The 26,713-nt window shown below is 70.0% G+C and carries 27 protein-coding genes; 13 read left to right on the top strand and 14 right to left on the bottom strand.

Annotated features, from left to right (window positions below):
• Positions 1-278: 278 nt before the first annotated feature.
• Complete coding sequence (locus tag ABZX61_RS23855; protein WP_350725988.1) at positions 279-497, bottom strand: EF-hand domain-containing protein; 219 nt, start codon at positions 495-497, stop codon at positions 279-281.
• Positions 498-1,057: 560 nt separating this feature from the next.
• On the bottom strand, positions 1,058-1,936 hold the full coding sequence (locus tag ABZX61_RS23860) for a phosphorothioated DNA-binding restriction endonuclease (RefSeq protein ID WP_355197652.1): 879 nt from the start codon (positions 1,934-1,936) through the stop codon (positions 1,058-1,060).
• Between the two features lie 64 nt (positions 1,937-2,000).
• Between ABZX61_RS23860 and ABZX61_RS23865 the strand changes: the two genes are divergently transcribed.
• Positions 2,001-2,438, top strand: a complete 438-nt coding sequence (locus tag ABZX61_RS23865) for a hypothetical protein (RefSeq protein WP_355197654.1) — start codon at positions 2,001-2,003, stop codon at positions 2,436-2,438.
• The gene (locus ABZX61_RS23870) at positions 2,419-3,378 is read left to right on the top strand and encodes a DUF3427 domain-containing protein (RefSeq protein ID WP_355197656.1); all 960 of its coding nucleotides are present in this window, start codon (positions 2,419-2,421) and stop codon (positions 3,376-3,378) included. The genes ABZX61_RS23865 and ABZX61_RS23870 overlap by 20 nt, the downstream gene beginning before the upstream one ends.
• A 13-nt stretch (positions 3,379-3,391) precedes the next feature.
• On the opposite strand, the gene ABZX61_RS23875 is transcribed toward ABZX61_RS23870, so the two are convergent.
• From ABZX61_RS23875 to ABZX61_RS23885, 3 genes are all read right to left on the bottom strand, one after another.
• On the bottom strand, positions 3,392-3,910 hold the full coding sequence (locus ABZX61_RS23875; RefSeq protein ID WP_355197657.1) for a hypothetical protein: 519 nt from the start codon (positions 3,908-3,910) through the stop codon (positions 3,392-3,394).
• A 61-nt stretch (positions 3,911-3,971) separates the two neighbouring features.
• Positions 3,972-4,229 carry a DUF4190 domain-containing protein gene (locus tag ABZX61_RS23880; protein ID WP_355197659.1) on the bottom strand — a complete coding sequence of 86 codons (258 nt, stop codon included), beginning with the start codon at positions 4,227-4,229 and terminating at the stop codon, positions 3,972-3,974.
• A gap of 19 nt (positions 4,230-4,248) precedes the next feature.
• Positions 4,249-4,566, bottom strand: coding sequence for a hypothetical protein (locus ABZX61_RS23885; protein ID WP_355197661.1), 318 nt, complete (start codon positions 4,564-4,566; stop codon positions 4,249-4,251).
• Positions 4,567-4,899: 333 nt separating this feature from the next.
• Here ABZX61_RS23885 and ABZX61_RS23890 point away from each other — a divergent pair, with 333 nt between their 5' ends.
• From ABZX61_RS23890 to ABZX61_RS23910, 5 genes are read left to right on the top strand one after another with little or no spacing between them, the layout of a single operon-like run.
• The gene (locus ABZX61_RS23890; protein WP_355197663.1) at positions 4,900-5,292 is read left to right on the top strand and encodes a hypothetical protein; all 393 of its coding nucleotides are present in this window, start codon (positions 4,900-4,902) and stop codon (positions 5,290-5,292) included.
• A gap of 1 nt (position 5,293) precedes the next feature.
• On the top strand, positions 5,294-7,744 hold the full coding sequence (locus ABZX61_RS23895) for a DUF4132 domain-containing protein (protein ID WP_355197664.1): 2,451 nt from the start codon (positions 5,294-5,296) through the stop codon (positions 7,742-7,744).
• Between the two features lie 14 nt (positions 7,745-7,758).
• Positions 7,759-9,834 carry a DUF4132 domain-containing protein gene (locus ABZX61_RS23900; RefSeq protein ID WP_355197666.1) on the top strand — a complete coding sequence of 692 codons (2,076 nt, stop codon included), beginning with the start codon at positions 7,759-7,761 and terminating at the stop codon, positions 9,832-9,834.
• Positions 9,835-9,886: 52 nt separating this feature from the next.
• Entirely contained in the window at positions 9,887-10,291 is a 405-nt protein-coding gene (locus ABZX61_RS23905) for an SRPBCC family protein (protein WP_355197668.1), read from the top strand.
• Position 10,292: 1 nt separating this feature from the next.
• Complete coding sequence (locus ABZX61_RS23910; RefSeq protein ID WP_355197669.1) at positions 10,293-10,724, top strand: MarR family transcriptional regulator; 432 nt, start codon at positions 10,293-10,295, stop codon at positions 10,722-10,724.
• 88 nt (positions 10,725-10,812) lie between these two features.
• Here ABZX61_RS23910 and ABZX61_RS23915 read toward each other — a convergent pair whose 3' ends face one another.
• From ABZX61_RS23915 to ABZX61_RS23940, 6 genes are all read right to left on the bottom strand, one after another.
• Positions 10,813-11,193 (bottom strand): hypothetical protein, encoded by a 381-nt coding sequence (locus tag ABZX61_RS23915; RefSeq protein ID WP_355197671.1) that lies wholly within the window; start codon positions 11,191-11,193, stop codon positions 10,813-10,815.
• Positions 11,190-12,446, bottom strand: a complete 1,257-nt coding sequence (locus tag ABZX61_RS23920; protein ID WP_355197673.1) for a hypothetical protein — start codon at positions 12,444-12,446, stop codon at positions 11,190-11,192. The genes ABZX61_RS23915 and ABZX61_RS23920 overlap by 4 nt, the downstream gene beginning before the upstream one ends.
• Positions 12,443-13,531 (bottom strand): hypothetical protein, encoded by a 1,089-nt coding sequence (locus tag ABZX61_RS23925; protein WP_355197675.1) that lies wholly within the window; start codon positions 13,529-13,531, stop codon positions 12,443-12,445. Before ABZX61_RS23925 ends, ABZX61_RS23920 begins: the two co-directional genes overlap by 4 nt.
• Before the next feature lie 94 nt (positions 13,532-13,625).
• Positions 13,626-14,273, bottom strand: a complete 648-nt coding sequence (locus ABZX61_RS23930) for a response regulator transcription factor (protein WP_350726012.1) — start codon at positions 14,271-14,273, stop codon at positions 13,626-13,628.
• Positions 14,264-15,961 (bottom strand): sensor histidine kinase, encoded by a 1,698-nt coding sequence (locus tag ABZX61_RS23935; RefSeq protein WP_355197677.1) that lies wholly within the window; start codon positions 15,959-15,961, stop codon positions 14,264-14,266. The genes ABZX61_RS23930 and ABZX61_RS23935 overlap by 10 nt, the downstream gene beginning before the upstream one ends.
• Before the next feature lie 59 nt (positions 15,962-16,020).
• Complete coding sequence (locus ABZX61_RS23940) at positions 16,021-18,309, bottom strand: glycoside hydrolase family 95-like protein (RefSeq protein ID WP_355197678.1); 2,289 nt, start codon at positions 18,307-18,309, stop codon at positions 16,021-16,023.
• A 152-nt stretch (positions 18,310-18,461) separates the two neighbouring features.
• Between ABZX61_RS23940 and ABZX61_RS23945 the strand changes: the two genes are divergently transcribed.
• Genes ABZX61_RS23945 through ABZX61_RS23955 form a run of 3 tightly spaced genes read left to right on the top strand, consistent with a single transcriptional unit; the run spans position 18,462 to position 21,407 of the window.
• Positions 18,462-19,721, top strand: a complete 1,260-nt coding sequence (locus ABZX61_RS23945; RefSeq protein WP_355197679.1) for an extracellular solute-binding protein — start codon at positions 18,462-18,464, stop codon at positions 19,719-19,721.
• Positions 19,688-20,587 carry a sugar ABC transporter permease gene (locus ABZX61_RS23950; RefSeq protein ID WP_355197845.1) on the top strand — a complete coding sequence of 300 codons (900 nt, stop codon included), beginning with the start codon at positions 19,688-19,690 and terminating at the stop codon, positions 20,585-20,587. Before ABZX61_RS23945 ends, ABZX61_RS23950 begins: the two co-directional genes overlap by 34 nt.
• Complete coding sequence (locus ABZX61_RS23955) at positions 20,577-21,407, top strand: carbohydrate ABC transporter permease (RefSeq protein ID WP_350726020.1); 831 nt, start codon at positions 20,577-20,579, stop codon at positions 21,405-21,407. The genes ABZX61_RS23950 and ABZX61_RS23955 overlap by 11 nt, the downstream gene beginning before the upstream one ends.
• Before the next feature lie 2 nt (positions 21,408-21,409).
• Here the strand turns inward: ABZX61_RS23955 and ABZX61_RS23960 are convergent, their stop codons facing one another.
• The 3 genes from ABZX61_RS23960 to ABZX61_RS23970 all read right to left on the bottom strand — a co-directional run bounded on the left by ABZX61_RS23960 (position 21,410) and on the right by ABZX61_RS23970 (position 23,523).
• Complete coding sequence (locus ABZX61_RS23960) at positions 21,410-21,865, bottom strand: nitroreductase family deazaflavin-dependent oxidoreductase (protein WP_355197681.1); 456 nt, start codon at positions 21,863-21,865, stop codon at positions 21,410-21,412.
• Positions 21,866-21,874: 9 nt separating this feature from the next.
• The gene (locus tag ABZX61_RS23965) at positions 21,875-22,285 is read right to left on the bottom strand and encodes a VOC family protein (protein ID WP_350726024.1); all 411 of its coding nucleotides are present in this window, start codon (positions 22,283-22,285) and stop codon (positions 21,875-21,877) included.
• Between the two features lie 86 nt (positions 22,286-22,371).
• Positions 22,372-23,523 (bottom strand): ROK family protein, encoded by a 1,152-nt coding sequence (locus ABZX61_RS23970; RefSeq protein WP_355197683.1) that lies wholly within the window; start codon positions 23,521-23,523, stop codon positions 22,372-22,374.
• A gap of 234 nt (positions 23,524-23,757) precedes the next feature.
• On the opposite strand from ABZX61_RS23970, the gene ABZX61_RS23975 reads away from it, so the two are divergent.
• From ABZX61_RS23975 to ABZX61_RS23985, 3 genes are read left to right on the top strand one after another with little or no spacing between them, the layout of a single operon-like run.
• Entirely contained in the window at positions 23,758-24,894 is a 1,137-nt protein-coding gene (locus ABZX61_RS23975) for a sugar ABC transporter substrate-binding protein (protein ID WP_350726027.1), read from the top strand.
• A 31-nt stretch (positions 24,895-24,925) separates the two neighbouring features.
• Positions 24,926-25,855 (top strand): sugar ABC transporter permease, encoded by a 930-nt coding sequence (locus ABZX61_RS23980; RefSeq protein ID WP_355197686.1) that lies wholly within the window; start codon positions 24,926-24,928, stop codon positions 25,853-25,855.
• Positions 25,848-26,711, top strand: a complete 864-nt coding sequence (locus tag ABZX61_RS23985; protein WP_355197688.1) for a carbohydrate ABC transporter permease — start codon at positions 25,848-25,850, stop codon at positions 26,709-26,711. The genes ABZX61_RS23980 and ABZX61_RS23985 overlap by 8 nt, the downstream gene beginning before the upstream one ends.
• Positions 26,712-26,713: the final 2 nt, after the last annotated feature.

Below are 26,713 nucleotides of genomic sequence, written 5' to 3' on the forward strand. Positions count from 1 at the left end.
TCCAGCCAGTTGAGGATCTCGGCGTCGCTGCCGTCGGCCGGCCGGTAGTGGGTGAAGTCGGCCTGCCAGGTCTCGTTCGGCAGCGCCGCTTCAAGCGGATGTAGGACGAGCGAGGCCGCTTCTTCGGCTTGGGGACGACCAGGCCATGCCGCGTCAGGTAGCGGCTGATCGTGGCTCGCGACACCGTCCGCTGATGGTGGTGCCGCAGCCACACCCGGCTGGAGTTTCCTATGTTCTGAACCAGCACACTGATCGTTTAGGGGTCGGCGAGCGTGTCGTTACTTGTTCCAGGCCACCAGGAACTCCGTCAACGAGATGCGTCCGTCCACGTCCCCGTCGTGCTCGTCCGAGACCTTGAAGATCGAGTCGAGCTCGGTGGTGGTGACCTGCTCGCCGCGCGCGTTCATGGCGAGCGTGAACTCCTCGCGCGTGATGTATCCGTCCCCGTCACGGTCGAACTCCTGGAACGTGGCGGTCGGGTCGTTGAGATCTGGCATGGGTGACCTCTCATCGTGCGATTCATTCGATGTGCTGGCAAAGCAACATCGAAGCACGAGCTTGTGCCCTCACGCGAGGAATGACGGGGCGAAAGCGCCGGTCGTGGCGCCCTGTTTCGGATCCGCGACGGCAGGAAGGCGATCGAGCTGATCGCTACCGTCTGCTCGCATGAACCGGCGTAGATCGGACGTGCCGAGGTGACCGGGTGACCGTGGATGGGCAGCCAGGGGGAGAGGATCACGGCGTTGCGGACGCTGGGCTGCGGGTGCAGGTTGCGGGGTGCAGGTCGCGGGGTGTGGGGTGCTCGACAACGGCGTGTGCGTGGGCGAGGCTCGGAGGCCCCCGTGACGTGCCTGCTGCTGCCCGGGATCAAGCGCACCCGGCGGCCGCGACCCGGAGGAAAGGCAGCCAGGGAGCGCGGGCGCGTGTTGGGTCCGCGCTGGATGAAGGGAACCGTCTATGGCGCCGGACGAGTGGGGCAGGATCTTGATGCTCCGGTGGCTGTCGGGTCCGGTGGCTTCGTCATGCCGTGTGCCTGCGCATGAAGACCAGGGTGGTGTCAGCCGCGGGCGGGGGTGCGGAAGACCTGGCGGCTGTGCCAGCTGATGTGGTCAGGCTCCACCGCGTCCAGGCCGGGCTGGGGGCTTCGGGCGGGGTGGCCGGACAGGGAGAGGACCACGTCGTGGGATGCCTGTGACCGGCCCACGAACCTGGCGGAGACGGCGATGGTGCGGTCGATGGTCAGGCCGAGGACGCCCTTGTCGAACAGTTTGTGGTGGATGGCGCACAGGCACAGCCCGTTGGTCAGGTCGTCAGGTCCGTCGAAGGCCCACCAGCGTACGTGTGCCGCGTCCAAACCCACCGCCGCGCCGTCCAGCCAGCCGTCGTAGGAGCAGAACGCGCAGCAGTACTCGTACGCCATGAGCACCCGGTCGCGGAAGCCCGGGTCACGGCGCAGGACCGGCGGTGTCCTGAGCTCCTCGCCGGATTCCAGGTCGAGGCCGGTCAGCAGGCACAGGTCCGGATGCAGGGATGGGGCGAAGTTGGCGTCCAGGAGGTGGCGGGCGATTCGCCCCAGCAGGCCGGGCTCCTCCGACAGGGCGCGGGCCAGGTCGGGGTGGAGGCGGCCGGCGGCGTGGCTGTCGCGAAGGCGGCCCAGCTCAGGGCCCGGGGAGCCCGGGCCGTGGCGGGTGTCGACCAGCCAGAGGCCGTCGTTCGTCAGATGGTGGAAGGGGTAGCCGGGGCTGGTGTCGCGGGGCGGGCCGTACTCCTTGAGCAGCTTCTTGAGCTCGGCCTCGGCGGCGCTGAACGTGATGGGCCGGTTGCCGTGCCGTTGGAAATGGCCCAAGGCGTACAGGAGGAGGAGCGGCTTGTGCGGTGCGCGCTCGCCGCCTCTGGTCCAGCGCCGGATCTCAGCGACCCGCTCGATCCAGTCCACGATCGGCCAGTGTAGAGCGATTATCCGCCTGTCGCGGTGGCCGGCCGCGCCCTATAGTCACCGAGTGAGCGATCTCCAGCCGGGCGTTTACCAGCATCTGATCACTCGTGAGCTGGACGGCCTGCTGCGTGCTGTACCCGATCGCGACCTGATCGACCGGCGGGCGCTGGACATCGCCGACTCCCACGAGACGCTGGCCCGGCATCTGGCCGCGCTCACCCGCCGGGCGCTGCGCTCCGTACGGGGCGAGAACGACGCGGTACGGCTGGCGCGGCAGGTGGAGATCGTCAACAAGGTCGCGGACCTCATCGACGACCTGGTGCCCGAGGCCGCCTCGCCCGAGGAACTCCTGGAGGCCGCCGAGGAGCTGCTGGGCGTCGCCAAGAGCCGGGATCGGGATGCGGCGGGCGCTCACGGGCGCGAGCCGTACCGGCGTCGCGCGGGAGATCGAGCGGGGGTTTCCGACGCTGCCCGCCGGCTGCGTGATCGATCTGGATCGTGACGTGCGGCGGCTCGTCCTCGAGAACGTACGGCAGGCGCTCAGCCTGAACTGGCGGGATCTGGCGCGCGAGCTCCGCGAGCTGGGGGACGTCAGCATGCCCGCGTTCCTGCGGGAGACCGGGCTGGATGTGGAGGACCTCTACCGGCGCCGCCAGGGCTGGGCCGCCCTTCGGCACGCCGCGGGGTTCGACGCCGTGGCGCCGGACGAAGGGCTCGGGCACGCCTTGGGCCGGATGCTGCACATCGACGACGTCGAGCGTCTGACCTTTGTGAGCGACGTGTTGACCGGCCGGGCTCCCCGGTCTCCGCGCGATCTACGCCTCATGGCCATGCTCGATGCGATGTTGTGGGGCGGCACCGAGCCCGTCTCCGGCATGGAGGCCCGCTTCGCGCGGCTCACCGGTGCCCGTGCCGCGGAGCTCGGGGAACTGGCGGACGTGCTCCGCTCGGGAATCCGGCACGTCGCCCTGCGGCTGGACGCCGTCGTGCCGTTGCACGTCCATGCCCGCTACAGCAAGAACGAGGTGCTGGCCGCTTTCGGCATCGACCGGCCCGCGCACATGCGGGAAGGGGTCAAGTACGTTCAGGAGCACCGGGCGGACCTGTTCTTCGTCACCGTCGACAAGGCCGAGGACCATTACTCCCCCACCACGCTCTACCACGACCGGGCGATCAGCGAGGAGCTGTTCCAGTGGGAGTCGCAGAGCACGCTGCGGGCCTCCGCCGCCACTGCCCGCCGTTATCTGACGGGTGAATCCACGGTCCATCTCCTGGTACGGCAGTCCAAACGTGACGAAGGGCTTGGTGCTCCGCCGTACACCTACGCCGGGCCCATGCGGTACGTGAGCCACGAGGGCGAGCGACCCATCCGCTTCGTCTGGCGCCTGGACCACCCGCTTCCACCCGAGGTGTTCCACTACGCCAAGGCCACCGCGGGCTGAGCCGACGCGGGCGTCATGAGGCGAGCAGGTCGAAGTGGAAGCCGACGACCAGGCCGAGGAGGCTGATCACGCGCCACCACACCAGGGACTTCGGATGCTCAAGCACCCAGGCCACGCCTTTGAGGGTGTTCTCGAACAGCTTGCTCCTGGCGGTCGAGATCGCCACCCAGCCGACGGCGAGGACGATCGTCGCGATCAGGACCGCCAGGGCGAGCAGACCTTTGCCGAGCCCTGTGGCGATCTCGGCAGCGGCCCCCATGGCACCGGCAACGATCGCGCCCCCTGCCGTGGCCAAAGCTGTCAGTGTTCCCCGGGTGCGGGACCGGGGGACGGCTCGGAGGCGTCCGCCGTATTCACGGATCCGTTCTGGGCCGAGGATGTCGAGGACGACCGTCATTCCGCCGAGGAATGCGGCGATCTTCCCGAATCGCCCCCACCACAGCATGCCCAGGCCGTACATGGTGGAGTCCTGCAAGGCGCTGTTGCCCGAGAACCACATCTGCAGGGCGTCCAGATAGCCGATGTCTGCCACGGAGGGAGCGTAGAAGCGGCAGCGCTCGGACGACCAGTAGACACCACCGGGGCTGCTCGGGTCAGAAGTTCCACAGGAGGATGGTCCACAGGATGAAGATCGTGGCGTAGATGGAGATACCCACGTAGCCGAGGATCAGTGCCGTGATGGAAACGGCTCTTCGATTTCCGTTGAGATGATTCGCCCGCCAGAGGGCCATGTGTCCGAGTATCACCCCGGCCACGCTTGGTACGGCGAGCGTGACCAGCCCGAGGATCGAAAGGGCCAGGGCGGCAATAGCCCACTGGTTCTTTGGCGCGAAAGCTTCGGCTGTTGACAATTTGGCACGTCCTAAAGGGCTATGGCTCCCGGTAGTGGCCATAATGGCGCTGGCGCAGGCGTTCGAAGTAACCCATGCCTACGAAGAACACCCCGATGAAAACCGAGAGGCCGAGGGACAAGAGCAGAGTGGTCGCGGTGAGGGGGCCACCGAAGCCGGCCAGGGCGCTGATCAGCAGGAGGCTGCCGATCAGCGCGCCGAAGGCGGGCCCCATGACCAGGCCGAGGAGCAGCGGGTGGGCCGCGGAGAAGCGTTGACCGCGGTGCGGTTCCGCAGCACCACCCAGGGAGCTGTCCATGCGCCAGAACCAGTCCGCGAACAGCCTCCACACGCGCACGGTCGACCTCTTTCACGGGGAAAGTAGAAAGATCCTAATTTATCCGGGTGGCGTTGCGGACAATTCCTCCGCGATCGCGGGCTTGCTGCTGCTCCATGTGGTCCTGGCTATTCCTGTGGCGTTTGCGAGCAGCTCGGTGCTCTTCGCGTGGGGTCGGCCCAGCATGCCCATATGAGAGCGCGGCTCCCGTTGTGGGGGCGGCTCTGGTGGTTTCAGCCCTCAGGGAAGACGGCGCACGTCTCGAACAGCGAGCCCGCCGCCGTCGGGGTTTCTGTCGTTCGCCGCTGCTATAGATTGCCGCACCGCCTGATCTTCATGGAAGCAAGGTGTCCGATGGCATCAGTGACGTTTCGCGACGAGACCGCGACCGGCCGGGCTCTGGAGGAGTTCTCCGTGCCCGAGCTGCCCGAGCGGATCTCGGCCCGGGAGCTGGTACGGCTGCGCGTACGCGAGGAGGTGGCCCGCTACAACGCCTCCCCCTCCCACCATTTCCGCGGTCTGGTCAGACCGACCGACGCCGAGGTCGAGCTGAACGGCTACCGGATGCGGAGCGCGCGCAGGCTGGACTGGGAGAAGCAGGCCGACACCGCCGAGGCCGCGTTCGCCCGCAACGGCTTCCTGCTGCTGGTCGGTGACCGGCAGATCCTGGAGCTGGACGATGAGATCGACCTGATCGCCGACCCCGTCGTCTCCTTCGTCAAGCTCGTCCCGCTGGTCGGAGGCTGACGTGGGCGTTCTCGACGGCCTCCCGGCCGAGGTCCGCAGCCGGCTCGACGAAGCCGAGCGCGGAGGCGGAGGTGGAGGCGGATTGGGGCAGGCCGCGCTGGAGTTGTTCCGCGGGCTCGACGCCACTCTGCGCCCTCAGGAGACCTACCGTTTCGTCGATGAGGCGCTGCTGAAGGAGCTCTCCGTCGGATGGGGCGAGGCCGAATGGCGGACGGCGGCGTTGTGGGCGCAGTTGCTCACGCTGGCCACCGACGGCAGCATCGCCGGCGAGACGCTCCTCACCAGGCTGGCCCAGCGCAAGCTGCGCTGGTCCCCGCACGAGCGGGAGCTGCTGTGGCGGACCACACTCGCCCAACCGGAGCAGCCCCGGAAGGACCTCGTCTACCGCATTCCGATGTCCTCGATCAAGGATCTGCCGGCGAGCGAGCGCGAACCGCTCCTGCCGCTCCTCATGCAGGCGCAGCGGGAGATGGAGGCGCTCCCGCTCTCGGCCGGCTGGACGGCCAAGCGGCTGCTGGACGGTCTCATCGCCGAGCACCTCGCCGGCGACCCCGCCGCGGCCACGCGTTCCCTCCTGCCCGAGTGCGACGGCTTCGCCGCGCTGCTGCGCGAGGAGTACAGCGAGCGGCTGGGCGAGCCCGATGCCCTCCCGCTCGTGAGACACTGGGCCACCGCGATCACTCCCACCCCGGCGCCGCAGTGGACGGCACGCGCGGGTGAGCTGCTCACGCCCCACGCCACCGAGCTGATCCGGGAGATCCTGGGCCGCGTGCCCGCCTACCGTGAAGGGCTCTGGCACAACGGCTACGGTGAGGTCGTCACCTATCTCCACGAGCGCACCGCCGAGCTCCTGCGCGGGATGATCTGGACCTGCGAGCTGATCGACGAGCCCTGGGTGACCGGGCTCCTGGGTGACGTGGCCCTGGCCACCAGCATCGGGATGGGCGGATCGGGCCCGAACTCCCGCAGCGAGCGAGTGGCCAACGCGGCCCTCGGCGTGCTGGCCCGGCGCGGGGGTATGGAGGTGGTCGCCCAGCTCGCCCGCATCCAGGCCAAGGTGCGCAGGAAGAGCGTCCTGACCAAGGTCAAGCAGATCCTCCACGAAATAGCCGTACGGACCGGGCTGTCTCCGGAGCAGTTGGTCGAACGCACTGTCCCCACCTTCGGCCTGGGCCACGACGGCACGCGGACCGAGCAGGGGCTGACCCTGGCCGTGACCGGCGCGATCACCTGCAACGGCCGCAAGACCGTCCCCAAGAGCGTCGACCGGGAGTTGCTGGCCGAGTTCAGGGCCACGGCGAAGGAGCTGAAGAAGACGGTCCCCGCCGAACGGCTCCGCGTCGAGCGCATGCTGGCGGCCGGGCGGAGGTGGCCCTGGCAGGAGGTGTGCGAGTTCTACCTCGACCACCCGGTCACCGGCGCCTTCGCCCGTACCCTGATCTGGGAGGTCGTCCAGGGCTCCGCCGGGCTTCCCGCCCGCGTCGGCGGAGCGTGGGAGCTGACCGATCCGGCCGGGCGCCGCGTCCGGCCCCGCCCGGAGACCTCGGTCCGTCTGTGGCATCCCATCTCCCACACTCCCGAGGAGGTCCGCGCCTGGCGGGACCACCTGCTGGCGATCGGCCTGCGCCAGCCGTTCAAGCAGGCCTTCCGCGAGGTCTACCTGCTCACTCCCGCCGAGGAGGCGACGCACGACCGCTCGCGCCGCTTCTCCGGCCATCTGCTCCGGTACGGCCAGGCCAAGGCGCTGCTCACCGAGCGCGGCTGGACCGGCATGTCGCTGGGCCACTGGGACGCGGCCGGAGGGTCCGAGCAGTGCGAGGCCGTCAAGGAGCTGCCCGGCGGCCTGACCGCCACCTGGGAGTTTTACCTGGACGAGCACTCCTACGAACGCGACGGCTACGGCACCACCGCCTCCATCTGCGTCAGCGGCGACCTTCGTTTCCGCTCCGGCACCTCGTCGGTCCCGCCGGCCGACACCGGCCGCTGGCCGGTCCCGCCGGCCGAGGTCCCGGCGCTCACCCTGTCGGAGGCGCTGCGCGATGCCGACCTGGCCGTCGGCGTCACCTCCACCGGCCTGGACCCCGAGGGCCACGGGGACTACTGGCAGTCCTACAGCTTCGGCGACCTGACCGAGAGCGCGCAGGTCCGGCGTGACGCCCTGGCCGGGCTGCTGCCCCGCCTGGCCATCGCGGACCGCTGCACCCTGGCGGACCGGTTCCTGCGGGTACGCGGCAACCTGCGCACGTACAAGATCCATCTCGGCTCGGGCAACATCCTCATGGAGCCCAACGACGCCTACCTGTGCATCGTCCCCCACGGCACCGGCGACCAGGTCTTCCTGCCCTTCGAGGAGGACGGCGGCATGTTGTCGATCATTCTGTCCAAGGCGTTCCTGCTGGCCGCCGACGCCGCCATCACCGACCCGTCCATCACCCGCCAGATCCACTTCTGACAGGACCCACCGGCATGCCCCTCTCCCCCCTCGCGCAGCGCCTGCTCAATCTGATCAACGGGACCGCGAACGACCCCACGCGCTGGCCCGACGCCTCCCAGCTGAACGTCGGGCTGACCGGCGTCGCCGGCTCGGCACCGGGGCGGTACGCGATCGACGAGCGCGCCAGGCAGCAGCTGGCCGCGCCGGCCCGCGAGCTGGTCGAGTTCCTGCTGCCGGAGGACGGGCCATGGTCGTACGGACGCTTCCCCGTGCTGGTGGCGGCGGGGCTGGCGGGCATGGACGCCGAAGTGAGCGCCCGGCTCGCCGAGAGGTGCGGGCCGATCGCGGTCGCCGAGACGGACCTGCTGCTCGGCTGGGACGTCGAACGCCGGGCGCTGTTCGCCGAGGCGACGCGGGTGCGGTGGGAGGAGCCGCTGCCCGGCGTGATCGAATGGCTCGACGCCCTGGCCGGCTACCCCGACTTCGCCCGGACGGCGCTGGAGGCGGCCCAGGCCCGCGTCGCGGCGATCCACGCCGGCGAGATTCCCTACACGGCGGAGAAGGCGTTCGGCGACGACGAGAAGTCGACCCTCGGCCGGGCCGTACGGCTGGCGCTCTACCGGGACGAGCCCTGGCTGCCCGGCCTGCTGGACCCGCTGGCGCGCGGGATCGCGGTGGCGCCCACCCAGGCCAAGACCCTGCCCTCCCAGGCACTGCTGTTCGAGATCGCCCGCGCGGTGCGGGACCACCCGACGCCCGAGGCGATCTCCGCGCTGCGCGCCGCCCGCCAGCTCACCCGGCACGCCGGGGTGCCCAAGCAGCTGGATCGCATGTTCAAGCGCATCGAGCCCGCCCTGGGCCAGCGGCTGGAGGTGGCGTTCAGGCTGCCCGACGGGCGCGTACGGCAGGCGTTCGGCGAGCACACGGCGGTGATCTCGACCGACGGCGAGGTCGAGCTGTCGTGGTGGCACGGCGACAGGAAGCTGAAAGCGGTCCCGGCGGCGGTCAGGCGGGAGCACCCGGACGAGGTCAAGCGGCTGCGCGAGCTGGCCAAGCAGACCATGCAGCAGCAGACGACCCTGTTCAGGGCGCTGGAAGCCGGATACACCGGCGAGGAGGCCGCGCCCTACCGGCAGTTGGAGGGCCGCTCGGTCGTCGACCGGCTGATCTGGGAGTTCGAGGTCTCGCCCGGCGTGTGGCGCGGCGAGCTGGGGATGAGCGTGTCGGACGTGCCCGTACGGCTGTGGCATCCGGCCCGCGCGTCGGTGGAGGAGGTCCGCGCCTGGCGGGAGGTGGTGCAGGGCAAGGAGCTGCGCCAGCCGTTCAAGCAGGCCTTCCGCGAGGTCTACCTGCTCACGCCCGCCGAGGAGGAGACCGGGATCCACTCCTGCCGGTTCGACGGGCACGTGGTGGACTATCGCAGGCTCCGGGCGCTGTTCAAACAGCGCGGCTGGCAGTCGCCCTTCCTCGGGCAGTGGGACGACGGCTACCAGGGTGCGGCCCATCGGGTGCTGGCGAGCGGACGGTGGCGGGTGTACTTCGACCACGGCCTGTACGACGAGCACCACGCGAGCACCGGCCGGGTCCACTTCCAACGGCTGACCGAGGGCAGGTGGCAGCAGGCGCCGTTGACCGAGGTTCCCGCGCTGGTGTTCAGCGAGGCCATGCGGGACGTGGACCTGTTCGTGGGCGTCGCCTCGATCACGAGCGATCCCCAGTGGGCCGACCAGGGGCCGGACCACCTGCGGGACTACTGGCGGACGGGCTCGTTCGCGGCCCTGCCGCCCTCCGCCGAGGTGCGCCGCGACGCGCTGTCCCGGTTGATCGGGCGTACGACCATCGCCGACCGCTGCACCATGACCGACCGTTTCCTGGTGGTACGCGGTGATCTGCGCACCTACAAGATCCACCTGGGGTCGGCGAACATCCTGATGGAACCCAACGACGCCTACCTGTGCATCGTCGCCGCAAGAGCCCCCCAGGCCGGGCTGTTCCTTCCGTTCGAGGAGGACGGCCGGTTGGCGCTCATCCTCAGCAAGGCCTTCCTGCTGGCGAACGACACCGCCATCACCGACCCCTCCATCACCCGCCAGCTCCGGGCGATATAGTCTACGCGTAGATAGTCTGCGCACGGATCAAACCCTCCAGGAGGAACGCGGCATGTACGCCTACGAGCACACGCTGGACACCCCCGCCCCCGCCGCGGCCGTCTGGGCCCTCTACGCCGACGTCAACGGCTGGACCGCATGGGACACCAGCCTCCTCCAGATCGACCTGGAGGGCCCCTTCGAGGTGGGCACCGAGGGCACCATGACCCCCGAAGGCCAGGACACCGTCCGCTTCCGCATCGTCGAGCTGGTCACCGGCGAGCTGTTCACCGACGAGACCGTCGTCGGAGAGCTGACCCTGCGCTTCATCCACCGGCTGGCGGAGACCGGTACCGGCACCCGCGTCACCCACCGCGTCGAGATCACCGGCCCGGGCGCCGAGGAGATCGGCCCGATGGTCACCTCCGACGTCCCCGACGCCATGGCCGCCCTGATCAAGCTGGCCGAGGCGTCCTGAGATGGCGCTCGCGCCCGACGACAGCCCGGGATTGCTGCTCTGGCGGACCACGTTGCGCTGGCAGCGGGCCATCGCCGCCGCGCTGGCGCCCTTCGATCTGACGCACGTCCAGTTCGTGCTGCTGGCCAGCACCGAGTGGCTGAACCGGCACGGCGAGCTGCCCAATCAACTCGCCGTCGCCACGTTCGCCGACACCGACGTCAAGATGACCTCCCAGGTCGTGCGCAAGCTGGAGGAAAAGGGCCTGCTCGTCCGTGAGCCGGATCCCGCCGACAGCCGCGCCCGCCTGCTGCGGGTCACCGATCAGGGCGCCGACCTGGCCCGGCGAGCCGTCGAGGAGGTGGAGCGGGCCGACGCCGAGTTCTTCCGGGCCGTGCCCGACACGGCCGGCCTCGTCACCGTCCTGCGACAACTCGCGGGAGGGCAACCGTGACCCTCGTCACCGTCCTGCGACAGCTCGCCGGAGGGCAACCGTGACCCTCGTCACCGTCCTGCGACAACTCGCCGAAGGGCCCGGAGAGCTAGTCGGTGACGAGAGTGTTGAGCGTGAGGGTCTCCTCGCCGGAGCGGCCGGCGAGGCGGACCGACAGTTCCCACGCGCCGTTCATGAGGAACAGGTCACCCTCGGCGACGAAGTGGCCGGGGGCGGCCTTCCTGGCGGTGACCTCGGGCACCGCGTGACCCATGGTGGTCATCACGGCGGCGACGATGACCGTGTCGGCCTCGCCCCTGTCCACCCGGATGTCGACCGCGCTCCGGTCGGCCGTGACGGTGACGGCGTAACGGGTTCCCGTCGTGGTCACCGGGTCCGGGCCCGAGGTGCGGGCGATGACGAACGCGGCCACCACGACCGCCACGAGCCCGCCGAGGATCAGCAGCCTCAGGCCCTTGACCTGCTTCATCGGGGAACCTCCACGGTGAAGGGCACGGTGGTGATGCCGCGGTCCGTCGCGTACTGCGCCCAGGCGAGGTAGCGGCCCGGCGCGGGGAAGCTGAACGTGAAGCGCAGCCGGCTGCCGGGCGTCCCCATCTCGTGGACGTGGCCGAGGAACTCGCCGTCCGCGCCACGCACGATGAGGTGACCCGCCATCCCGAGCCACGGCCGCGGCGTGCCGCTGGTGGCCACCTCGACGGTGGCCGCCCGTCCCGCCTGCGGTGCGGCGGGCGTCACCGTGACCGTCCCGGCGGCGGCGTCCTGGATCGCCGGGTCGGACGCGGCCGCGGGCTTCGCCGCGCCGGTGACCGTGAAAGAGCCGGTGAGGAGCTGGCCGCCGGAGTCGGTGCGTTCGAGCTCGACGTAGGTGAGATAGCGGCCGGGGCGGTCGGCGCGCAGCCGTACCTCCAGGCGGCCGGGCGCGGTGCGCAGCGGATGGACGTGGCGGAAGTAACGGCCGTCCTCGCTGGTGACCACCAGGTGGGCCATGGCCTCGTGGTGGATGGTGAGGTCGTCGACGGGACGCCCGGTGGACCCGTCGAACAGCTCCACGCGCGCCACGAACTCCTCGCCTACCGCCGGGGCGGCGGGGATCGTGGTGACGACCCGCTGCACGTACGGTCGGCCGAGCAGTGAGTCCGTGGGACGCGGCTCGGCGCCGTCCGGCGACCGGGCGGGCAGCCAGGGGTCGAGGATCACGATCAGCGCGGCCACCGCGAGCCCCGCCGCGGCGACCGCGGTCACCACGAACGCCGACCGGCCGCGCCGGTTGAACGCGCCGGTGAGCAGCCCGCCCACCAGGAGCAGCCCGGCCACGAACAGGCCGCCGTAGATCAGGAACTCCCACCCCGAACCCCGGTCCACCAGGACCCGGAACGGGATCACCGCGCTCTCGCCCCCGGCGCCGACGGTCAGCTCGTGCGGCCCGGTCTCCTCGACCCGCAGCTGGGCGGGGCGGCCCGGCGTCACCGTGCCGGTCACGACCCGCCCGTCGGTCACCGACCGGAGCCGCAGGTCCAGCGTCGGGGCGGACGGGAACCCGATCACCTCGACGCGCAGCGGCCCCGGCACCCGGGTCGTGGCCTTGATCACGAGGGTCAGCTCCGCGCCCGCGATCGTCTGCGCGATCCGCAGGTCCGACCCCGCCTTGACGTCGTGCGCCGCCGCCGGCGAAGCCAGCAGCACCACCAGCAGGCCGACCAGGCAGAGAAGCCGGATCATGCCCGCCGGGCGCCGGACTCGCCGGTCTCCGCGGGCAGCGCGTTCGGAAGGAACAGGGCGCCGAGGGCCAGGCCGACCAGACCCGCCACGATCGGGGCCCCGGTCCAGAGCTCGGGTACGACGGGCAGCTGCCCGGCGAACACGGAGGCGACCGCGATGTACAGGGACCAGGTGGCGAACGCCGACAGGCCGGCGAAGGCCCAGTAGGCGCCCCGGCGCTCCCGCGAGGGCCGCAGCCACCGGATCAGCAGATCACTCACCAGCCCGGCGGCGACGAACGTCAGCAGGATCGGCAGGTTGCGGAAGGCCGTCTGCGCGCCCGGCATCAGGATGCCGACCGCGGACAGCACGGTCGCGCTCCCGAACGGCAGCTGCCAGCGCCGCAGGAGGAACAGCACGGGAGCGAGCACCATGATGTTCGTGATGATCATCGATGCGGCCAGTATGTCGGCGCCGTTGCCCTCCAGGGCGGAGAAGTCCCGGACGATGCCGTTCGGGCTGCGCTGCATGGCGTTGCCGTACGACACGAACAGCGACACCAGCGTGGCGCCGAAGCCGAGCCCGATCAGCGCCGGCAGCAGCCGCGACAGCCGGGGCCGCTCCCCGATGTCCGGGGCGCTCCAGGCCGAGCGGAGCGGGGTCGTGATGATGAGCATCATCGTCAGGATCAGCCCCAGGTGGGACGGGCTGAACAGGATGTCGATGGTCTGCTCGATGCCCAGGAACGTGTGCCACATCATGTCGGCGAACCCGAACGCGGCGAACCCCGGGATGGCGAGCAACCCCGCCAGGTACCCGTTCGGCACCGCGGCCAGCCCGCTTCGGCCGGTGCGCACGTTGCGGTAGACCTGCCAGATGATCCACCCCGACACCGCCGCGAACCCCGAGTAGAACGCCGCGTGCCACGGCGTGAAGAACGTCTCCAACTCGGCCAGGGTGCTGTGCGCCCAGGCGTCGATCATCAGCCCGACGCCGTACCAGACTCCGAGCAACGCCATGACCAGGTCCGCCCGAGGGCTCACCCATGTACGTGCTTCCCCGGAGTCCGCCAGCAGCCGCCGGACCCCGGCGTCCACTGCCACCATGAGCATGCTCCTTCCGTTGATCCGATCCTTCGCGATGGCCACCGGAAGCGGAACCCGGCTGGCACCCACCGGTAGGTACGGTTATCCGCACCCCTCAGGCGTTCAGATAGCGCAACACCGCGAGCACCCGCCGGTGGTCGTGCGGGCTCGCCTCCAGGCCGAGCTTGACGAAGATGCTGGTGCAGTGCTTCTCCACGGTGCGCTCGGCGATGACCAGCAGCTCGGCGATCGCCATGTTCGTACGCCCCTCGGCCATCAACCGCAGCACGGCGCGCTCCCGCTCGGTGAGCATGCGCAGCGGGTCGCCGGGCTGCCGGTGGCGGCCGACGAGCTGCTCGACCACGACCGGGTCCAGCGCGGACCCGCCCGACCCCACCCGGCGGATGGCCGCGGCGAACTCGGCCAGGTCCGACACCCGGTCCTTCAGCAGGTAGCCCACACCCTCCGTGCGGCCGCCGAGCAGCTCGACCGCGTAGCTCACCCGTACGTACTGCGACAGCACCAGCACCCCCACCTGCGGATGCCGCTCCCGCAGCGTGACCGCGGCGCGCAGGCCCTCGTCGGTGTGCGTGGGCGGCAACCGGATGTCGAGCACGGCCACGTCGGGCGGGTCCTTCGCCACATGGGCGAGCAGCTCGTCGGCGTGCTCGACTGACGCCGCCACCGCGAACCCGGCCTCGGTCAGCAGCCGGGCCAGGCCCTCGCGGAACAGCGTGGAGTCCTCGCAGATCGCTACGCGCACGGCAGGACCACCTTCAGCACGGTTCCCTTCCCCGGTGGGCTGTCGATCGTGAGCTTGCCGCCGTTGGCCTCGGCGCGGTCGGCGAGCCCGGCGAGCCCCGAGCCGAGCGCGGGATCGGCCCCGCCCACGCCGTCGTCGCCCACCTCGACCAGGAGGCGGCGGCCGACCAGGGCGAGCCGTACCCATGCCTTCGACGCGGCGGCGTGCTTGGTCACGTTGGCCAGGGCCTCGTTGACGATGTAGTAGGCCGCGCTCTCCACGGCCTGCGGGAGCGGCTCGTCCAGCGCCAGGTCGCAGGTGACGGCCATGGGGGCGACCGCGGCCAGCTCCTTGACCGCGCCGGACAGGCCGCGCTCGGTCAGCACCGGCGGGTGGATGCCGTGGCTGACCGCGCGCAGGTCGTCCAGCGCGGCCAGCACCGCCGTCTTGGCCTCGCCGATGAGCGGCGCGGCCCGCCCGGGGTCGGTGCCGGCCTCGGCCAGCCCGAGCGTCATCGCCACCGACAGCAGCCGCTGCTGCACGCCGTCGTGCAGGTCGCGTTCGAACCTGCGGCGCTCGGCCTCGCCCCACTGCAACATCCGCCGCCGCGAGGCCGCGAGCTGCCGCAGGCGGGCCCGCAGGTCCGCGGTGAGCCGCTCGTTCTCCAGGGCGAGCGCCGCGGCGGCGCACGCGGCCTCGACGAGAAGGGGCTGTTCGAGGAGGGCGACGTCGTGCACGAGTACGGCGAGCGGCGCCTCGCCCTGGTCGACGCGGGTGACGACCCTGCTCGGCCCCGGGTTCAGGTCGACCGGGCGGCCGTCGGCGTCCACGTACCTGTCCTGCTCGGCCGTCCAGTAGCCCACGACCAGCCCGGGGTCCCGCAGGGTGGCGGCCAGCTCGTCGCGCAGCGTGCCCCGCCGTTCTCGCCTGCTCAGGCGTACCACGAGATCGGCCACCCGGCCGTGGTCCATCCGGCTGCGCATGAGGCCGACCAGGTACGCCATCGGGACCGCCATGAAGGACACCAGCATGACGAGCGTGATGGGGGCCTGCAGCGGGTTCGGGCCGAAGAGCTCGGCCATCCGGTCCACGGCGAAGGCGACCGTCGCGACCATCGACGCGCCGGTGACCGGCGCGACCGCCCGGCGCTGCGCCATGCTGGCCTGACGCCAGCGCTTGGCCTTGAGAGCGAGCACCATGCCCGACATGAGGACGGTCAGCTGCCAGGACGAGGCGTCGAGCGCGTCGGTGAAATTCCGGAGCGGCACGGGCATCGGAAGGCGCATGAGGGCCTTGGCCGTGGGCAGCACGAGGGCCAGGACGTAGGCCAGGCCGGTCACCACCTTGTACGACACCAGGTCCAGCCGGCCGGTGGGGAAGGCGAGGAACAGGTGGCAGGCCATCCCCGCCCACAGGCCGCACAGCGACAGCGCCCACAGCTGCTGTCCGGGGAAGAACAGCACCTGCTGGGGGATCCAGGCGACCCCGAGCACGGCCATGAGCGGGCCGACCTGGTTACGCGGATGCTCGCGCCAGGCCACGATCCCGCCCGCGAGGAAGGAGACGCCGGCCAGCGCGCCGAGCACGAATATCGGGCTGTGCCGCCAGATGGCGCCCGGGCTGGCCCCCAGGGCGTTGACGACCAGCAGCCAAACCCCTCCCGCCGCGACGGCGAGTAACGCGGTGGTGCCCCTGGAACGTGTCGCCATCGCCCACCCCCGATGGGGATTGTACGGGCGAACCATCCGGAATGCGGACGGATCAGACCCTAGGCCGGCAGGCCCCAGCGGGCCTGGTTCGCCGGGGTCACCGGGCGGATGACCGCGTCGCCCCGGGCCTGGATCAGGACCTCCTCGCCACGGCGCAGGTCGAGCTCGAGGTCCCCGCCGGGCAGCGTCCGCCACGGCACCTTGCGGCCGTCGCTCCGTACGGTGAAGGGGCCGTCGATGCCGGTGCGGACGCGGCACGGCGCCCCGGCCAGCGAGACCAGCCGTACGAAGTCGGTACGGCCGCCGCGGCGGGCGGCCGACAGCAGGAACGCCCCCTGCGTCAGGAAGTTGTGCACGGTGACGTCGGGCCAGGCGGCCGGCATGGCGGGCAGGACCCTGATGACGCCGTCCCAGCTCTGGCAGATCATGTCGTGCACGGACTGGGCGGCGGACAGCGGCGTCTCGATGACGGGGCCGCTCTCCTTGTACATCGTGTTGGGCTGGACGAAGCGGCGCAGCAGCTCGTCGAGGTAGAAGTGGGCGTCGTCGCCGCGCGACATCTGCGCGGAGATCGAGGCCGCGCCGGTGAAGCTGTAGCCCTGCAGGGCGCCCTCGAAGCTGATCCAGTGCTTGAGCGACCTCTCGATGAGCGCGCGCTGGTCCTCCTGCTCCCACGTGACCAGGTACAGGGGATAGATCATCAGGAGGTGGGAGTAGTGCCGGTGCGACTTGGCGAAGGGGGCGCCCGCTCCGATCATGAAGCCGTTCTCGTCGATCGGGTAGCCGGCCAGGTTCGCCAGCACGTCCTGCCACTTCGGCAGCAGCGGGTCGCGCACGCGCAGCAGGCGCGCCGACTCGACGAGCGTCCGGCAGCCCCAGCGGATCAGCGCCAGGTCGTAGTTCGTGTCCGGCGCGTTGACCCCGTACTCCGGGGAGAACGTGGCGGGCAGGTGCAGCTTCCCGTCGGAGCCCGGCTCCAGGAAGTGCAGGTAGTAGTTGATCGCCCGGCGCAGCAGCGGGAACAGCACGTCCCGCACGATCCGGGTGTCCATCGTGTGCCGGTAGGACAGCCAGACGTTGTGCAGCGCCCAGGTCAGGTTGCCGACCTCGGGCACGGGGGTGGCCTGGCCGGGGACGCCCACCGGGTAGCCGCTGTTGCCGAGGCCGGAGCCGTTGTCGAGCGTCATGTCCGTGGTACGCGGGATGCCCGCGGAGTCCTCGGGGAACGTCACCTGGTCGATGAGGTTCTGCCGGTACCGCGACAGGCTCCTGGTGACCGCGTCCAGCTCCAGGTGGTTCGAGCCGTGGATCAGCCAGTATTCGAGCTGCACGTTGAGGTTCCACCAGGTGGCCGGCCACGGCGTCGGCTCCAGCCACGGGCCGGTGGTCGCCATCGGCGGCGCGTCCCCGCGCGCGGCGGCGGCGACCTTGTAGAGCTGGATCCAGTAGAAGCTCTGCGTCCGCTGGTCGGGCAGCGACAGGAAGCTCTTGCGGTAGTAGCCGTGCCACCAGCGCCGGTGGTCGGCGGCCAGCGCCTCGACGGGCAGCCGGGCCGCGGATCGTACCGATCTGACCGCCTCGTCGCCCGCCGTGTCCCGCGGGAACGACCAGGCGACCGCGGCGTAGAGGGTACGCCGTGCGCCGCGCCGCACCTCTCGCCAGGCCGTCGCGTGCCCGCCGCCGGACAGCAGCGGCTGGGTGATCAGCTCCAGGTCGTCGTGGCGGGTCACGGACGGGGCGGGGTTGGCGGTGTAGCCGGGCGGAGGCGGCCGGTTGAAGATCGGGTCGGCGCGGGGGCTGACGGCCTCCTCGGGGTGGAAGGTCCACCGGAAGTCGCGCTCGCCGTCGCTGGGTAAGACCTCGACGGCCAGCACGGAGCGGTCGTTGTGGATCAACGCCCTGATCTCCAGGCTGCCGGAGGAGGTGGTGATGGCGCCGGTCAGCTCGGCGTTCCACAGGTCGAGCCGCCAGTCGACGCCGGTGATCGCGCCGACGGGCTCCAGCGTGAGGTGGCCGACGGGCAGCCGGGCCAGGCCGAACAGCGCGCCGTACTCGGGGCGGTGGTCCTGGACCTCGCTGTGCTGCACGGTGAAGCGCACGGCGTTGGCGTCCTGCTGCGCGTAGACGCCGGAGCCGAGGAAGCCGTTGCCCAGGAACGGCCCTTCGTACCAGGTCTGCGGCATCCGCTTCCACACCAGGTCGGCGTCGGCCAGGAAGCGTTCCCAGTCGATCTCGTCATGGAGCAGCGGACCGCCACCGCCGCCGAGCGCGGGAGCGGCCAGCGCGGCGCCGAGAAGTTCGCGCCTGGACGGCTCGCTCGCCGCAAATAGATCGGACGTATCGGGCACCAATGAACGGTATTTCCGGAAAGCGGCAAGGTCAAGACCCCCAGAGGTCGGATCGTCTCGAAGCCGCAACCGATTGACCTGTGGCGTTGACGTCGTGTTACCCGCCAATTAACGTCCCCAGTTAAATATTTGATAACGGATGGACCCCCCGCATGAGAGAGCTCAGCAGACGTGGATTCCTCCAGGCCGGCGTCACCGCGGCCGCCCTCGCCCTGACCGGTTGCGCCGGAGGCGGAGGCTCGGGTGCCGGCCTCCAGTTCGCCTGGTGGGGCAGTACGACGCGGCACACCGCGACGCAGAAGGCCATCGACGCGTTCAAGAAGAAGAAGCCCGGCATCCAGATCAAGACCCAGTTCTCCGGCTGGGAGGGCTACTGGGAGAAGCTGGCCACCCAGACCGCGGGCGGCAACGCCCCCGACGTGATCCAGATGGACTACTCCTACCTCGGCGAGTACGCCAGGCGCGGCAGCCTGCTGGACCTGGGCCCGTACGTCGGCAAGGGCCTGGACCTGTCCGGCTTCGACCCCGACGTGGTGAACGCCGGCAAGATCGACGGCAAGCAGTACGCCGTGAACTTCGGCATCAACTCCACGGCCCTCATCGTCAACAAGACCCTGGCGGCCGAGCGCGGCGTGGAGATCCCCGAGACCTTCACCTGGCCCGAGTACGGCGAGCTGGTCAAGAAGCTGGCCGGGAAGGGCGTCTTCGGCACCGAGGACGGCGCCCAGGACGGCGGCGCGCTGGAGAACTGGCTGCTGGAGCGGGGCAAGATGTTCTTCACCGCCGACGGCAGGCTGGCCTACGACGAGGACGACCTCAAGGAGTGGTTCACCTTCTGGGACGGCCTGCGCAAGGCGGGCGCGGCCACGCCGCCGGACGTCCAGGCCACCGCGGCGGGCGACGTGCAGAACAGCCTGGTCGCCACCCGCAAGGCGGTCATGGACTTCGCCTGGTCCAACCAGCTCACCGCCTACATGTCGCTCACCAAGGACGAGGTCGGCGTCCACACCCTCCCGACCGGCGACAAGCCCGGCCAGTACTACAAACCGTCCATGCTGCTGACCGTCAGCTCCGGGAGCAAGGCCAAGGACGACGCGGTGGCCCTGGTCAACGCGCTCGTCGCGGACCCGGACGTGGCCGGCCAGCTCGGGTCGGAGCGCGGCATCCCGCCCGCGACCCCGATCCGCGCCGCGCTGCGGCCCAAGGCGTCGCCGTCCGAGCAGCCGGTCTACGACTACATCGACTCGATCAAGGACCAGGTCGGCCCGCTGCCGCCGCCGCAACCGCTCGGCGCCGGGGAGCTGCACAACAAGGTGCTCACCAACATCAACCAGCAGATCGGCTTCGGCAAGCTCACGATCGAGCAGGGGGTGTCCCGATTCTTCGAAGAAGCTCGACGAGTGCTCAAGTAGAGGGACGCGCGGCCTACCTGTTCCTGCTGCCGTGGTTCGCCGGGCTGCTCCTGCTGACCGGCGGGCCGATCCTGGCCTCGCTGGCCCTCTCGTTCACCGACTTCGACCTGCTCACCGCGCCGTCCTTCGTGGGGCTGGACAACTACGCCAGGATGCTCACCGACGACCCGCACTTCGTCAACGCCGTACGGGTCACGCTGATCTACGTCGTGTTCTCCGTGCCGCTGTCCGGCGCCTTCGCGCTCCTGGTCGCCGTGCTGCTGAACAGGCCCGTGCGGGGCATCGGCGTCTACCGCGCCGCCTACTACCTGCCGTCGCTGCTGGGCGGCAGCGTCGCGGTGGCGATCCTGTGGCGGCAGATCTTCGGCGCGGACGGCCTGATCAACGACGCCCTGAGCTATTTCGGGATCGTGGGGCCGAGCTGGATCTCCACACCCCAGTACGCGATCTACACGCTGGTCCTGCTGCACATCTGGCAGTTCGGCTCCCCCATGCTGATCTTCCTGGCCGGGCTGAAGCAGATCCCCGCCGAGCTCTACGACGCCGCCGCGGTGGACGGCGCCGGGAAGGTGCGCGCGTTCTTCCGCATCACGCTGCCCATGCTCAGCCCGATCATCTTCTTCAATCTCGTGCTGCAGACCGTGAACGCCTTCAAGGCCTTCACCCCCGCCTTCATCATCAGCGGCGGCACCGGCGGACCGGCCGACTCCACGCTCTTCTACACGCTCTTCATCTACCAGGAGGGGTTCGGGAACTTCCGGATGGGCTACGCCTCCGCGCTGGCCTGGGTGCTCCTGCTGGTGACCGCGGCCTTCACCGCGCTGGCCTTCCGCTCCTCGAAGTACTGGGTGCACTATGCCGACTAGCCGCCGCTGGGCCCTCCACCTGCTGGTCGTGGTGGGGGCGCTCGTCATGCTCTATCCGCTGTTCTGGCTGATCAGCTCCTCGTTCAAGCCCAACGACGAGATCTTCACCGATCCCGGGCTGGTGCCGGAGACCGTGGTCGCGGACAACTACGCCACCGGGTGGACCGCGCTGGGCGTGCCCTTCAGCGGGTTCTTCGCGAACTCGTTCGTCATCGCCGCGGCGGCCGTGGCCGGGAACGTGATGTCGTGCTCGATGGCGGCCTTCGCCTTCGCCCGGCTGAGCTTCCGGTTCAGGAAGCTCTGGTTCGCGATCATGCTGGGGTCGATCATGCTGCCCATCCACGTGCTGATCGTGCCGCAGTACACGCTGTTCAAGTATCTGGGCTGGGTGGACACGTTCCTGCCGCTCATCGTGCCGAAGTTCCTGGCGGTGGACGGGTTCTTCATCTTCCTGATGGTGCAGTTCATCCGGTCGCTGCCGCGCGAGCTGGACGACGCCGCCCGCATCGACGGGTGCGGGCCCGTCCTGGTGTACTGGCGGATCATCCTGCCGCTGTCCCGGCCGGCGCTGATCACGACCGCGATCTTCACCTTCATCTGGACCTGGGACGACTTCTTCAGCCAGCTCGTCTATCTGAGCGACGTGTCCACGTACACGGTGCCCCTGGCGCTCAGGGCGTTCCTCGACTCCAGCGGCGGCTCCACCTGGGGGCCGATGCTCGCGATGGCGGTGCTGTCGCTGATCCCCATCCTGGGTTTCTTCCTGATCTTCCAGCGACGCATCACCGAGGGCATCTCGACCACCGGCCTCAAGGGGTGACGTCACCGCGGGGTGAGCCGGATCACCGGGTACTCGCGGTCGGATTTGGCCTGGTACTTGGCGTAGCGGGGCTGGGCGGCGGTGATGCGCTGCCATGCCTGCGCGCGCTCGGCGCCGTCGAGCCGGTGCGGCGTCACCGGCACGGCGTCGCGGCCGGGGAGCTCGACCGACGCCCGCTCGGGGTGCGCCATCAGGTTGGCGTGCCAGTCCGGGTGCCGGCCCCCGCCGCCCGACGCGACGATCAGCCAGGCGTCCTCGCCGTCGGCGAACCACGCCAGGGGCGACTGCCGCGGCTGCCCGCTCAGGCGGCCCACCGTGTTCAGGATCAGCACGTCCATGCCCATGAACGAGCCCTGGCCACGCCGGATCTTGCGGCTCATCCGGGCGTTCATCTTCCGCTGGATCCACCGTGACATCGGCCCGGGCGTACCGCTCCTGCGCTGCTGCTGCTGTGTCATCGGTGCCCCTCAGCCCAGCTCGTTGACGCGGATCATGTTGCCCGCGGGGTCGCGGAAGGCGCAGTCGCGGATCCCCCACGGCTGCTCGGTCGGCTCCTGGACGACCTCGGCCCCGCCGTCCCGCAGCCGCGCGAAGGCGCCGTCGAGGTCGGCGGTGGCCACGATCATGCGGGCGTAGGTGCCCTTGGCCATCATCTCGAGGATGGTGCGGCGCTCGTCGTCGGTGATGCCGGGTTCGGCGCCCGCCGGGTGCAGGACGACGGACGTGCCGGGCTGGCCGGCGGGGCCGACGGTGATCCAGCGCATCGTGCCGTCGCCGACGTCGTTGCGGACCTCGAAGCCCAGATTGTCGCGGTAGAAGGCCAGGGAGGCCTCCGGGTCGTTGTGCGGGAGGAACGTCTGGTGAATGGTGAAGTCCATGGCGACGACGCTAGTTGCGGCCCGGTGACCGGCGCTTCTCCATTCCTGACCGTTCGCCGTGGTCAGGCGAACGGTCAGGCGAACGGTCAGCCGAGGGTCTCCGGGGCGGCGAGGGCCAGGCCGGCGGCGCCCAGGGCGTGCTGGGCATCGCTCCAGGGACGGACGATCACCTGAACGCGGTGGGCGGCGGTGACCCGGCTGGTCCGCATCGCGGCGAGGAACCCCGGCTCCAGCCCCGGCCAGAGGACGTGGTTCTCGCCGATGACCGCGATGGTGGGCGTGCCGAGCAGGTTGACGACGCCGGCGACGGCCCGCCCGAGCACGGTGCCGATCCCGGCGAGGACCTCCGCCAGCCCCGGCTCGCCGCCGGAGACCCAGCGCGCGCGGAGTTCCTCGATGGTGGTGGCCGCCTCGGCGAGGCCGGCGCGGCGCGCGGCCCGCAGGATGCCGCCGTCACTGGTGAGCGTCTCCAGGCAGCCTCGGGCACCGCAGGCGCAGCGCGGTCCGGTGGTGGCGACCGGCGTGTGGCCGAACTCGCCGGAGAGCCCGCTCGGGCCGCGGTGCACCCGCCGCTGCAGGACCGCGCCGAGCCCCACCCCGTCGCCGATGCCGAGCACCAGGAAGTCGTCGTGCTCGCGGCCCGTCCGGTACAGGAGCTCGGCGGTGGTGCTCGCCCGGAGATCGTTGTCGACCAGCACCGGGATCGGCAGTTCGGCGCGCAGCCGTTCGCCGAGGGGAAGTTCGCTCCAGCCGAATCGGGGACATACACGTATATAGCCGGTGGCCGAATCGACAGAGGACGGAGTGACCACTCCCACGGCCCGCAACCTGGGCCCCAAGGTGGGGTCGGCCAGCCGGTGGTTGATCACCGCGAGCAGCTGAGGGATCGGATCGGAACGGCAGTCGAAGGGTGATACATCGGATGTGATCACGCGACCGTCCAGACCCGCGACGACGGTGACGACATGGTCGGTGGCCACCCGTACACCCATGGTCGCGGCGGCCTCGGGCACCACCTGGAGCGGGATGCGGGGCCTGCCGACGGCCCCGGCCTGCGGGGCGAGAGTCCGCAGGTAGCCGCAGGCCAGGAGACGTCGCGTGTGCTCGTGCACGGTCGCGTCGCCGAGCCGGAGGCGGGCCGCGATCTGGCGGCGGTCCAGGGCGCCCGCGGTGCCGAGCAGCGCCAGGATCTCGACGCGGGTCAGATCTCCGCGAGGGGCGACTCGAGGAGCAGTCATCGGATATTTCCACCTCGATCTCATTGACACTACAGAGCGCGACGCCTAAGTTTCACAATTATTAACTCGGCCCCGAGCTTATTGAGTGGAGCTGCGATGGGCAGGCGGATGCATGGCGGTCGGCGATCATTGGCAGTCGCCGTAGCGGTGGTCATCGCGGGGGGATTCACCGCCGGTTGTGGGGACAACGGCGGTCAGCAATCATCAGGCGGCAGCAAGGCGACCAACGGAGCGGTGACGCTCACCTGGTCGATGTGGGCCTCCGGCACGGAGGACCGCGACGCCTGGCAGAAGGTGGCCGACGAGGTCACCAAGAAATACCCGAACATCAAGATCACACTGGAGACCTCTCCGTTCAACGACTACTTCACCAAGCTCGGCACCCGCCTGGCCGGCGGCAGCGCGCCGTGCATCGTCTCCATGCAGAGCCTGCGCACCGGCGGCTACGTCAACGGCATGCTTCCGCTGGACGAGCTGATCAAGAAGAACAGCCTGGACACAGGCGACTTCGACTCCTCGATCATGGCCGGGCTGGCCTCCGGCGGCAAGCAGTACGCCCTGCCGTACGACGTCGGCTCGCTGATCGTCACCTACAACAAGGACATGTTCAAGGCGGCCGGCGTGGCGGCGCCGAAGGTCGGCTGGAGCATGGCCGACTTCGAGGCCACGGCCAAGAAGCTGACCACCGGCGGCAAGTACGGCTTCGTGGCCTACCCCATCGACCTGCCGATGTTCTCGATGATCCTGTCGCAGACCGGCGCGGAGCCGGTGGACGCGTCCGGCAAGCTCACCCTCACCTCCGAGCCGATGGCGACCGGCTTCCAGTGGTACGCGGACCTGGTCGCCAAGGCCGGGGTCGCGCCCAAGGTGCCCGGCGTGGACAACAACTTCCCCGACACCCAGTTCCTCAACGGCAACGTGGCGATGCAGGTGAACGGGCCCTGGGCCGTCCTGTCGCTCAAGGAGCAGGCCAAGTTCGGCGTGGGCCTGGCCACCATCCCCGCCGGTCCCGGCGGGTCCAAGACCTACTCGGCCGGCTCCGGTTTCGGTATCTCCCAGTCGTGCCAGTACCCCGACGAGGCGTTCAAGGCGATCAGCGTGATGACCAGCGCCGACGTGCTCGGGCAGCTCGCCACCATCGGGCGCGCCTACCCGGCGCGCAAGTCCGTCCAGAACAAGTGGTACGAGAACGCCTTCGAGGGCGCCAAGGAGGTCCTCGACGCCGCCAACGCCTCGGCGACGCCGTTCCGCACGACGTCCAGCTGGGACCAGGTGTCGAAGCTGCTGGCCCAGTACGGCGTGCCGGTCTTCAACGGGCAGGGCACGGCGGCGGACGTCCTCAAGCAGGTCCAGCAGCAGGCACCGGCGTAACGAGCATGCGCAACCATCCACAGGGAGTGACGTGTACAACGACGCCATACCCGGGCGAGCGGCGGTAGCACGCGGACAGCGTGCCCGCCGCCGGCGCGGCGACGGAAGGGTCGCCGCCCTGTTCGCCGGGCCCAGCCTGATCGGATTGACGCTGTTCACGCTCTTCCCGATCGTGATGTCCCTGGTGATCGCCTTCTTCCGATGGCCCGCGGTGGGCGAGCACGTCTTCACCGGGCTGGGGAACTTCGCGACGCTGTTCGGCGATCCCGTGTTCCGGCGGACGCTGTTCAACACGTTGCTGTTCGTGGTGCTCTACCTGCCGCTCAACCTCATCGTGTCGGTGGGGCTGGCAGTGTGGATCTCGCCGCGCATCAAGGGCCGCCAGGCGCTGCGGGTGGTTTTCTTCCTGCCCGTGGTCACGCCGATGGTGGCCAACGCGATCGTCTGGCGGATGATCTACCAGCCCAACGGGTTCATCGACGGCACGCTGCACGCCGCCACCGGCGTGCACGCGCCGAACTTCCTCGGCGAGCAGGGCTGGGCCATGTTCGCCGTCGTCGCGATGAGCGTGTGGCAGGGGTTCGGGTACAACATGCTGGTCTTCTCGGCCGCCCTGGACGCCATCCCGCGGCAGCTCGTGGAGGCGGCGCAGATCGACGGGGCGGGGCCCTGGCGGCTGTTCTTCCGCATCACGCTGCCGATGATCTCCCCGGCGATGTTCTTCGCCACGACCATGACGCTCATCACGTCGTTCCAGGTCTTCACCCAGCCGTTCCTGATGACCGGCGGCGGGCCCGGCATCGACACCGAGACCCTCATGATGTTCGTCTACAACCAGGGCTTCTCCGTCTACCAGTTCGGACTCGCCTCCGCCGCGGCCTGGATCCTGTTCGTGCTGATCCTGGGCGTGACCGCGATGCAGTTCGCCGGCCAGCGCAGATGGGTCACCTACGATGTCTGAGCACGCGCACGCCGCCCCGGCCTCCCCATGGGCGCACAGGGTCCGGCTGGTCGTCTCGCACGCCGCCCTCTACCTGGTGGCCGCCGCCTTCGTGTCGCCGCTGGTGTACATGGTGGCCACGTCGCTGAAGCGCGCCGACGAGGTGTTCGGCTCGCCGCCGAGCCTGTTCGGGTCGGTGATCCGGTGGGAGAACTACAGCGAGGCGTTCGAGTTCCTGCCGTTCGCGCGTTTCGTGGTCAACGGGCTCGCCGTCGCCGTCTGCGGCACCCTCGTGGTGCTGGTGGCGTCGAGCATGTCGGCGTACGCCTTCTCGCGACTGCGCTGGCGCGGTCGCGACGGCGTCTTCCTGGTCTTCCTGGCCACCCTGATGATCCCCCAGGAAGTGCTGGTCGTGCCGATGTTCATGCTGATGCGCTGGTTCGGGTGGGTGGACTCGTTCCAGGCGCTGATCTTCCCCTGGGCGTTCACCGCCTTCGGGACGTTCATGCTGCGCCAGTTCTTCCTGACCATCCCCGAGGAGCTCGCCGAGAGCGCCCGCCTCGACGGCGCGGGGCCGGTGCGCGTCTTCACCAGCATCATGCTGCCGCTGGTCAGGCCCGCGCTCGCGGTGCTGGCGGTCTTCACGTTCATCAACTACTGGAACAGCTTCCTGTGGCCGCTGATCATCATCAACTCGGTGGACGAGAAGGCCACGGTCCCGCTGGGTCTGCAGCTCTTTTTCGGGCAGCAGGGAACCCAGTGGAACCTCATCATGGCCGCGGCCGTGATCTCCATGGCGCCGACCACGGCGCTGCTCATCATCCTGCAGAAACATCTCGTACGCGGGATCGCGACCAGCGGTCTCGGCGGACGCTGAAC

Origin of the sequence: Nonomuraea sp. NPDC003709 (assembly GCF_040610775.1) — a bacterium.
Lineage (GTDB): Bacteria > Actinomycetota > Actinomycetes > Streptosporangiales > Streptosporangiaceae > Nonomuraea > Nonomuraea angiospora_A.